The 9014-nt window shown below is 48.3% G+C and carries 8 protein-coding genes; all 8 read left to right on the top strand.

Going from position 1 to position 9014, the window contains the following annotated elements; all coding sequences use genetic code 11:
* On the top strand, positions 1–803 hold an 803-nt coding region (locus PF479_RS01890; protein WP_298001673.1), incomplete at its 5' end, for an ABC transporter substrate-binding protein.
* 225 nt (positions 804–1028) lie between these two features.
* Entirely contained in the window at positions 1029–1958 is a 930-nt protein-coding gene (locus PF479_RS01895; protein ID WP_298001675.1) for an ABC transporter permease, read from the top strand.
* A gap of 2 nt (positions 1959–1960) precedes the next feature.
* Positions 1961–3148, top strand: a complete 1188-nt coding sequence (locus tag PF479_RS01900) for an ABC transporter permease (RefSeq protein ID WP_298001677.1) — start codon at positions 1961–1963, stop codon at positions 3146–3148.
* A gap of 5 nt (positions 3149–3153) precedes the next feature.
* Positions 3154–4173 carry an ABC transporter ATP-binding protein gene (locus tag PF479_RS01905; protein WP_298001679.1) on the top strand — a complete coding sequence of 340 codons (1020 nt, stop codon included), beginning with the start codon at positions 3154–3156 and terminating at the stop codon, positions 4171–4173.
* Complete coding sequence (locus PF479_RS01910) at positions 4166–5158, top strand: ABC transporter ATP-binding protein (RefSeq protein WP_298001681.1); 993 nt, start codon at positions 4166–4168, stop codon at positions 5156–5158. Before PF479_RS01905 ends, PF479_RS01910 begins: the two co-directional genes overlap by 8 nt.
* Before the next feature lie 115 nt (positions 5159–5273).
* Positions 5274–5981: a response regulator transcription factor gene (locus PF479_RS01915; RefSeq protein WP_298001683.1), complete on the top strand. Its 708-nt coding sequence runs from the start codon at positions 5274–5276 to the stop codon at positions 5979–5981.
* A 71-nt stretch (positions 5982–6052) separates the two neighbouring features.
* Positions 6053–7456: a glycosyltransferase family 4 protein gene (locus PF479_RS01920; RefSeq protein WP_298001685.1), complete on the top strand. Its 1404-nt coding sequence runs from the start codon at positions 6053–6055 to the stop codon at positions 7454–7456.
* Positions 7449–9014 (top strand): ATP-binding protein (locus PF479_RS01925; protein WP_298001687.1); only part of this gene is annotated, 1566 nt, incomplete at its 3' end. The genes PF479_RS01920 and PF479_RS01925, both read left to right, overlap by 8 nt.

A 9014-nucleotide genomic window follows, 5' to 3' on the forward strand; every position in this document is an offset into this window, starting at 1 on the left:
AAGTTCCCAAACTCATTGCCGAGAATCCAGAATTCTATGTTTTTCCTCTTCTGGGAACCTACTACTACAACTTCAACATGGATCTTCCCATGTGGAAAGATGTGCGTGTAAGAAAAGCACTGGCCTATGCCATCAACAGAGAACAAATTGTTGAAACAAAAGCCAGCGGAGAAGTCCCTGCCGCAGGTTTTGTACCTCCCGGATTTCCCGACAATAACGGGAAAGACTTCTTTAAAACTGCAGGAACCTATGGTGTCTCCACCGGTTCAGGTTCTGTAGCAGAAGCACAGAAACTCCTTGCCGAAGCCGGATATCCCGGTGGAAAAGGATTTCCTAAATTTACACTACTTTACAATACCGCAGAGAGTCATCAGCTTGTAGCTCAGATGGTTCAGGAAATGTGGAAAACCAATCTGGGAATTGAGTGTTCTCTCGAAAACCAGGAATGGGCCGTATTTCAGGACACCAGAAAAGCCGGGGACTATGAAGTGTCCCGGGGTGGATGGCTGACTGACTTCCTCGACCCCATGGGTCTTCTGGCCATTTTTGTCGACGGAAACGACTACAATGATCCCAACTATAACAATCCTGCCTACAATGAAGCCATGGCCGTCGCCTCTTCAACTGTTGGAGCAGAGCATTTTAAAGCATTGTATAAGGCACAGGATATCCTGATGAAGGATATGCCTATCGTTCCTGTATATCACTATACTGACTTCTTTCTTTCCAGTCCTAAAATTAAAGGATGGGATAGAAGTATGCTGGGTCAGATGGACTTTACAACAGCCTATCTAGCTGAATAACAAATAAAACGTTGAAGGCTGTCTTCCCTTCTGGAGGACAGCCTTTTTTTATCAAAGCCACACTTAGAAACTGGTGCGTTTTGCTTCGCAAAGCCACACTTAGAAACTGGTGCGTTTTGCTTTGCAAAGCCACACTTAGAAACTGGTGCGTTTTGCTTCGCAAAGCCTCACTTAGAAAAACATGGTGCGTTTTGCTGCGCAAAGCCACACTGAGGAGTTTCCTGTATGAGAAATTATTTCGTACGGCGTCTGATCTATTCGCTGTTGACGATTATTGTAATCGCCACGGTTACTTTTTTTATGATGCACTCCATCCCGGGCGGCCCTTTTACAAGAGAACGGCCAGTTCCTCCGGAAATCATGCGCGTTTTGAATGAAAAATATAAATTAGATCAGCCCCTGTACATGCAGTACCTGGACTATATGAAAGGCTTATTTACCTTCGATCTAGGTCCCTCTTTCTCCAAGGCTGGAATTTCAGTCAATGAACTCATCATTACGGGATTTCCGGCGACCGCAAAAATCGGGTTTTTAGCCTGTCTCCTGATCGCTATTCTCGGTGTGCCCTTCGGCATTATCTCAGCGCTGAAGCAGAATAAACCCATCGACTACTTCGTGATGTTTATGGCCACTCTGGGAGTCACTATTCCCAGCTTTGTCATTGCATCTCTGATGATATACTTTTTTGCAGGGAAGCTGGGTTGGATTCCGCCTTACGGTCTAAGCACTCCCGCCAGTTATTTTGGACCGGTGATTGCCTTGTCGGGTTACTCTCTGTCCTTTGTGGCCCGGCTGACCCGTTCAAGCATGCTGGAAGTACTCAGGCAGGATTATGTCAGAACCGCCCGGGCCAATGGTCTCCGGGAATGGTCTGTCATCGGAAAACATGCCGTTAAAAATGCACTGATCCCTGTCGTCACCTATCTGGGACCCACCATCGCTGCTCTGATGACCGGTTCCTTTGTGGTGGAAAGGATCTTTGCCATCGCCGGGATCGGCCGCTATTTTGTAGAGAGTGTGTCCAACAGGGACTACACCGTGATTATGGGGATTACCGTCATGTATGCGGCCTTCTATGTCTTGATGGTTTTACTCGTAGACATCGCCTATGCCTTCATTGATCCCCGAATCAGATTTGAAAAGGAGAGCAAGTAAAAATGGACTCCAGTCAATTTGAGTTTATCGACAGAAGCAGTACCGAGATACCGGAACAAATGCGTCCCAGCCTGACCTACTGGCAGGATGCCTGGCGAAGACTGAAGAATCATACCATGGCCATGGTGGGACTCTGCGGTGTAATCCTTATCGTATTCATCGCCGTATTTGGTCCTCTCTTTGTAAAAGCCAGTTATTCGGATCAGAATCTGGATTATGCCAACATGCCCCCGAGGATGGAGATCTATCAGCTGGAAGAGGACTATTTTGTCTTTCTGTCCAATGACTACAAACTACTCCGAATTTCCGGGAAGGGTGAAATCATCGGCCGGCTGGATAAAACTAAGACCGATCCCATCAATAAGCTTTATACCTATGAAGATGGGGATGTCAAAGTGGTCCTGGATTTTTCCTACAACCTGCTCAAGGATAAAATGGGCTATCCCTATGACTTCAGCTTCCTTTATGGGGGGGAAGAGATCACAAAACCTGCGAAAAAGGTGGGAAATAAGACCTATCCCTTCGGCAGCGACATCCTGGGGCGTGATCTGATGATACGGGTTATGTACGGTGCCCGGATTTCTCTGACAGTGGCTCTGGTGGCTTCTCTGGTGAATCTTTTCATCGGTGTTGTTTATGGAAGCGCCGCCGGTTATGAGGGGGGACGGACAGATTCAATCATGATGAGAATTGTGGATATTCTGAACTCGATTCCTCTTGTTCTCTATGTCATCATCATCATGGTTATCGTGGGAAACCGGGGACTCTGGACCATGATCATTGCTCTGGGATCGGTTTACTGGGTTGTGATGGCCCGTCTGGTCCGCGGACAGGTTCTAAGCCTGAAAGCCCAGGAATTCGTTCTGGCAGCCCGGGCCCTGGGTGTCTCCAAGAGTCATATTATCTCCCGTCACCTTATTCCCAATGCCATGGGTCCCATCATTGTTTCAATGACCATGATGATTCCTCAGGCCGTATTCACAGAAGCCTTTATCGGTTTTATCGGGCTGGGGGTTTCTGCTCCCATGGCTTCCTGGGGTACTCTGGCCAATGATGCCCTTCAGGGGCTGTTGTCCTACCCCTATCAGCTGTTTTTCCCTTCCATGGCCATTGCCCTGACCATGCTCTCCTTCAATTTTCTGGGAGACGGACTGCGGGATGCTCTGGATCCTAGACTGAGAAAAGGATAATTGTAATGGAAGACATACTATTAGAAGTTAAGAATATAAAAACATCCTTCTTTACTCATCATGGAGAGATTCAGGCCGTTCGGGGAACCTCGTTTAAACTGAGAAAAGGCGGCGTTCTGGGAATCGTCGGTGAGTCGGGAAGCGGGAAGAGTGTCACAGCCCTTTCCATCATGGGTCTTATCGACGAACCCGGCCGGATCAAAGAGGGAGAAATCCTTTTTGACGGCAGAGACCTGGCCAAACTCTCTCAGAGGGAGCTTTCCGACATCCGGGGGAACGAGATCGCCATGATCTTTCAGGACCCCATGACCTCCCTCAATCCTGTGTATACCATCAAGAATCAGATGGTGGAAGTCATCCGCCGTCACAAGAAGATCAGCCGGTCAAAAGCTCAGGAAGAGGCCGTGGAGATGCTCCGCCTCGTGGGTATTCCCGAACCGGAAAGCCGGATCAACAGCTTCCCCCATGAGTTCTCCGGGGGCATGCGTCAGAGGGTCATGATCGCCACAGCCCTGTCTTGTAATCCCATGCTTCTTATAGCCGATGAACCCACAACTGCACTGGATGTGACGATTCAGGCTCAGATTCTGGAGCTGATGAACGATCTGAAAGACAAGATTAATGCCTCCATCATCCTTATAACCCATGATCTGGGGGTAATCGCCGAGGTCTGTGATCATATTGTCGTTATGTATGGCGGGACCATCATGGAGCAGGGAACAGAGGATGACATCTTCTACAATCCCCAGAATCCCTATACCGTGGGGCTCCACAAGTCGGTACCAAAAATCACACAGGGTGAGAAAGAGCGTCTGATCCCCATTGAAGGATCACCACCCGACCTTCTCCATCCCCCTGAGGGTTGTCCCTTCACAAGCCGCTGTCCTCACACTATGGAAGTCTGTTTAACCGAAAGACCCCCTTCCTTTGCGTTGAGTGAGAGCCATTCATCCGCCTGCTGGCTCCTTCATGAGAAGGCTCCTCAGGTAGCAAAATATGAAAAAGCAGGAGCCGTAAGTGAGTAAACAGGATGCCCTACTTGAAATCAAAAACCTTAAAAAATATTTCCCCGTCAGCAGGGGAGGGCTTTTCAATCAGAAAAAATCCTATCTGAAAGCCGTAGACGACGTTTCTTTCGAGATAAAAAAGGGTGAAACCTTCGGACTTGTCGGAGAATCGGGCTGTGGTAAATCCACGACCGGCCGGACCATCCTCCGTCTCTATGAAGCCACGGGAGGTGAAATCAATTTTGATGGAACCGACCTGGCCAAGGTGGCCGAGAAGGATTTGAAACCCTTTCGGAAAAGGATTCAGATGATCTTCCAGGATCCCTATGCATCGCTCAACTCCCGAATGACCGTCACTGATATCATTGGTGAGGGAATTTCCACACATAATATTGCCTCCGGGGCGGAACGTCAGGAGCGGATTTACAATCTGCTGAATCATGTGGGCCTCAAGAGGGAACATGCCAACCGCTATCCTCATGAGTTTTCAGGGGGGCAGAGACAGAGGATCGGCATTGCCCGGGCCCTGGCTGTAGAACCTGATCTGGTGATTTGTGATGAACCCATCTCGGCTCTGGATGTTTCAATTCAGGCACAGGTGGTCAATATGATGGAAGACCTTCAAAACGAAATGGGACTCACCTATCTGTTCATTGCCCATGACCTGTCCATGGTGAAACACATCTCCAACAGAATAGGTGTCATGTATCTGGGAAGGCTGATGGAGGTCTGTGACAGCGGCGAGTTATACAAAAATCCCCTGCATCCCTACACAAAGGCCCTTCTTTCGGCCATTCCCATTCCTGATCCCAAACTGACCAGGAAGAATAAACGGGTCCTGCTGAAGGGGGATGTCATGAGTCCCATTGATCCCCCTGCGGGATGCCGTTTTGCATCACGTTGTCCCCTGGTTCAGCCTGTCTGCAGGGAAGAGAATCCTCTTCTTGAAGAATTGGCTCCGGGGCATCATGTGGCCTGCCATGTCGTCAAAGGGTCTTTCTGATTCATTTTTTTCGATACCGGGCTGTCTCCTAAATGAGGGGCAGCCTTTTTAAATTCATATCAAAAAATTATCCTTTGCTTTGAAAAGTATTTAATCCGGTGTACATTAGAAGATCATGAAAAGCGACTACCTCATCGTCAGCATAGAAGATGATTTATCCGTAGCCAAAGGCCTGGTTTTGACATTGGAATCTACAGGATATCATGTCCTCCATTTTAGAGAGGCAGATGAATTTTTTAAGGCTCTGCCGGGAATCTCACCCGCTCTCCTTCTGCTGGACGTCAGGCTTCCGGGAAAAGATGGTTATGAGATCTGCCGGGAATTGCGGGGGAGGGGTGAGCTCTTTCCCGTGATCATGCTCACAGCCCGCGATGAAGACAGGGACAAGATTAACGGTCTGGAAGACGGGGCGGATGATTATATTGTCAAACCCTACAGCAGAGGGGAGCTCCTCTCCCGCATACATGCCCGGCTGCGGCGTTCCTACGGTACCTTTTCAGAAAATTCTGAAAAACAGGACTTTCATTTTGGTTCTTTTCGCTTGAGCCGTGAGTTTATGAGTCTGAAGAAAGAAGATCATGAAATCGATTTAACACCCATCGAGTACAAGCTTCTTTCTTTCTTTTTAAAGAATGCCGGCCAAACCTTCAACCGCAGTGAAATCCTGAACCGGGTCTGGTCCGGAGACAGTCCCCATTATGGTGATGAACGCACGGTGGATGTTCATATCCGCCATCTCAGGGAAAAAATAGAAGAATCTCCCGCCTGTCCTTGTTTTCTGAAAACAATCCGGGGTGTGGGTTACACCTTTCTGAAGGTATAAAGGGAGTCTATGTATAAAAATAGTCAGCCAGGAAGATACCAGTTTGAATATTGGGACTGTGATCCCTTAAAATGAAGGATATGAATGATCAATTCAATATCTGCTTTATCAGCGGTAAACTCGGGGATGTCGACGGCGTCTCCCTGGAGACGGATAAATGGATCTCTGTATTGTCTGGAATGGGACACCGGCTGTTCACTGTGGCCGGATTGTATACATCAGAGCTTCTTTACGTCCCTCAGGATCATCAACTCACCATCGAGGCCATCAGTTTCTCATCACCCCGCCAGGAATACTATGAAAACCTTGTTTTCCCCTACTTGAGTAAGAGGCCTCCCCATCTCTCAGAGAAAAAATTACTGCTCCTGGAGGAAGAATTAATCCGGGAAGGCCGTGAGATAGCTGCGGTCATCTATCAATTTATTCAGGTTCAAAAAATTGATCTGATTATTGCCGAAAATACCAATGCCATGCCCATGACCCTCCTCGGGGCTGTGGCGGTGAATGAACTGATTCAGGTTTATAGCGTCGCCGCCCTGTTTCATCATCATGATTTCTGGTGGGAAAGAAGCCGGTTTAGCGAGAGCTGCATCGATCAGCTGCTCAACAGAATCATGCCTCCTAAAAACCTCTCTGTTGAGCATGTTGTCATTTCATCCTATGCTGAACATATTTTGTCCTCGGTTAAACGGGTCAAACCTCATATTATTCCCAACTGTGAAGATTTTGAACATCCTCCGGTCATGGACGACTACAACAGCCATTTTCGTGAAGATCTTGGTTTTTCTGATGAGGATATTCTTATTGTTCAACCCACAAGGATTGTTCCCCGCAAAAGGATTGAAGATTCTATCCGTCTGGTCGGGAAATTCTGCAGAAAGTATACCCAATTGGCCGATAGAGTTCATTTTATCATCTCCCTCTATCATGGGGATGAGCTGGAGAGTACCTATCTGAAGGACATCATCGGTATTGCCGAACGCTATGGTGTTCGGCTGCGTATGATTTCTGACCGTGTGAGCTCTCAAAGGGCGGTCCGGGATGGAAAACGCTGTTATACAAACAGGGATGTCCTGACCAATGCAGATCTGATCACCTTTCTTCCTGTATGGGAAGGCTTCGGCAATGCCCTTCTGGAAACCATTGCCGCCAAGATTCCTCTGGTGACCACGACCTACCTGGTCTATAAAACGGATATCAAGATGTGCGGTGTTCAACCCATAGAGATCCGGGACCATTATGATAGGCATGGAAGGCTGATCATTGCTGACTCCGTACTGGACGAAATATATGAAGTCCTGACACACAAGAACATCCGGACCCTCCGGGTCAATCTCAGTTTCAAGGCGGCTTCGGATGAGTTCAGTATGGATATATTAAAGTCCCGATTGAGTGAAATACTGGAGAACTATGCAGATGAAATCAGAGCATCCAGAAGGAGAGTGCTGAAGAGCCAGCAATCCTATTATGTATAAACAATGGAATGCCTTCATGTCTCTCTTTGAGCAGAGTGCTCTGGTGCTGGCCATACTTTCGGTTCTCGTTGTCACAACCAGCCTTATCGTTCTGTACTACAAGAGAAAGTATACCCTCATGATCCGGGATGAGAGAATCCGCCATCAACAGTTAGAGCAGAACCTCAGGGAACGCTTGATGTCCATTGACAGTATTCTGGACCACTATCCGGAACCCGTTGTCTATAAAAACAGCAAGGGCGAGTATGACTGGTGCAACCGTGAACTGGAAAAGCTCTGGGGACTCTCCCGGAATAATATTATGGGATCTACTCCGGAAAGTCTGTTTCCCCAGGAGTCTGATGAGATTCGAAAACTGGACAGTATGGTCCGCACCAGATCCAAGCCCCTTGTAAAAGAGAGAAAATTTACAGACAGAGATGGTGAAACCAGGACTTATGAGCTGTCTTTTCATCAGATGGATGACCCTGTCTCCGGCGGGAAGGGGGTACTCATGTATTTTAAGGATATCAGTCACTACCGGGATCAGCTGGATATCCTCAATGACCTCTATGTCACCGTCAGGGAAGACCTGCAGCTTCGCAGTGATTACTATGCCGATTTTTTGAAAACAGGGCTTCCACCCCTGAACCGGATCATTGAAGACAGTGATACACTGCTGCATAATGATAATGACCGGAAGGAAACAAGAAAAAAACTGGAGAGAATTACGTCTTCAGGGCAGGAAATGAATTCCACCATCCGTAATCTGTCATTTCTGGCCTTTCCTGACAAAATATCCGCCTTATACGAAGGGACTCATGAGCAGCCCCTCAATGAAACACGTTCCCTGGAGGACTGGCAGAATCAACTGGTCCTGCGGGTCGGCTCTTTTCACCGTGACCATGGATTTGCTTCCTTTGTTCTCCTCCTGGGAGATGTTCCCGAGTCATTGCATACCCGCTTCCCCTTGTTAAACGAGCTGTTGGAGCGGTTGATCGAAAATGCCGAAGGCCATAGTCAGGGAGGAGTTTACCTCATACTGAAAGTTCACCGTGTGGAGTCTCAGTTCTTTACCATGAATATCACAGTCCGCAACATCGGACCCGCCATTGATGCGGCCCGGAGGGAAGATATTTTCAAACCCTTTACCCGGATTATCGCCGGGGGGACCGGCCCCGGACTGGGCCTCACAGTGGCCCGAAGTCTGGCGGAAAAAATGGGAGGCAGTCTCTCCTGTGATCCTACCTGCATTGACGGAGCCCGGTTTCTGCTCTCTCTGCCTCCCATTAAAGGGGAGGGTACTGTTATCAGCGGTTACAGGCTGGGTGGGCAGCCCGGCAGGAATACCGGGGCAATTCTGATTGCCGACAATGATAAGCTTTTCAGGAAAAAACTCGTCAGCCATCTCAGGTTGGCCGGATACAGAGTCGATCAGGCCGAGGATGGTGAAGCTGTTCTCAGTCTCATGAAAGAAAAGGAATATTTTCTAGTTCTTGTGGACGATCAGACACCCCTGATTTCAGGGGTTGAAATACAGAAACAATGGAAGAGGGGAGACTATCCGGGGGTAAGGAAG

It is taken from the genome of Oceanispirochaeta sp., assembly GCF_027859075.1.
Classification (GTDB): Bacteria; Spirochaetota; Spirochaetia; order DSM-2461; family DSM-2461; genus Oceanispirochaeta.

Coding starts and splice junctions, on each gene's coding strand:
- PF479_RS01895 (WP_298001675.1), top strand. CDS start 1,029: ATGAGAAATTATTTCGTACGGCGTCTGATCTATTCGCTGTTGACGATT.
- PF479_RS01900 (WP_298001677.1), top strand. CDS start 1,961: ATGGACTCCAGTCAATTTGAGTTTATCGACAGAAGCAGTACCGAGATA.
- PF479_RS01905 (WP_298001679.1), top strand. CDS start 3,154: ATGGAAGACATACTATTAGAAGTTAAGAATATAAAAACATCCTTCTTT.
- PF479_RS01915 (WP_298001683.1), top strand. CDS start 5,274: ATGAAAAGCGACTACCTCATCGTCAGCATAGAAGATGATTTATCCGTA.
- PF479_RS01920 (WP_298001685.1), top strand. CDS start 6,053: ATGAAGGATATGAATGATCAATTCAATATCTGCTTTATCAGCGGTAAA.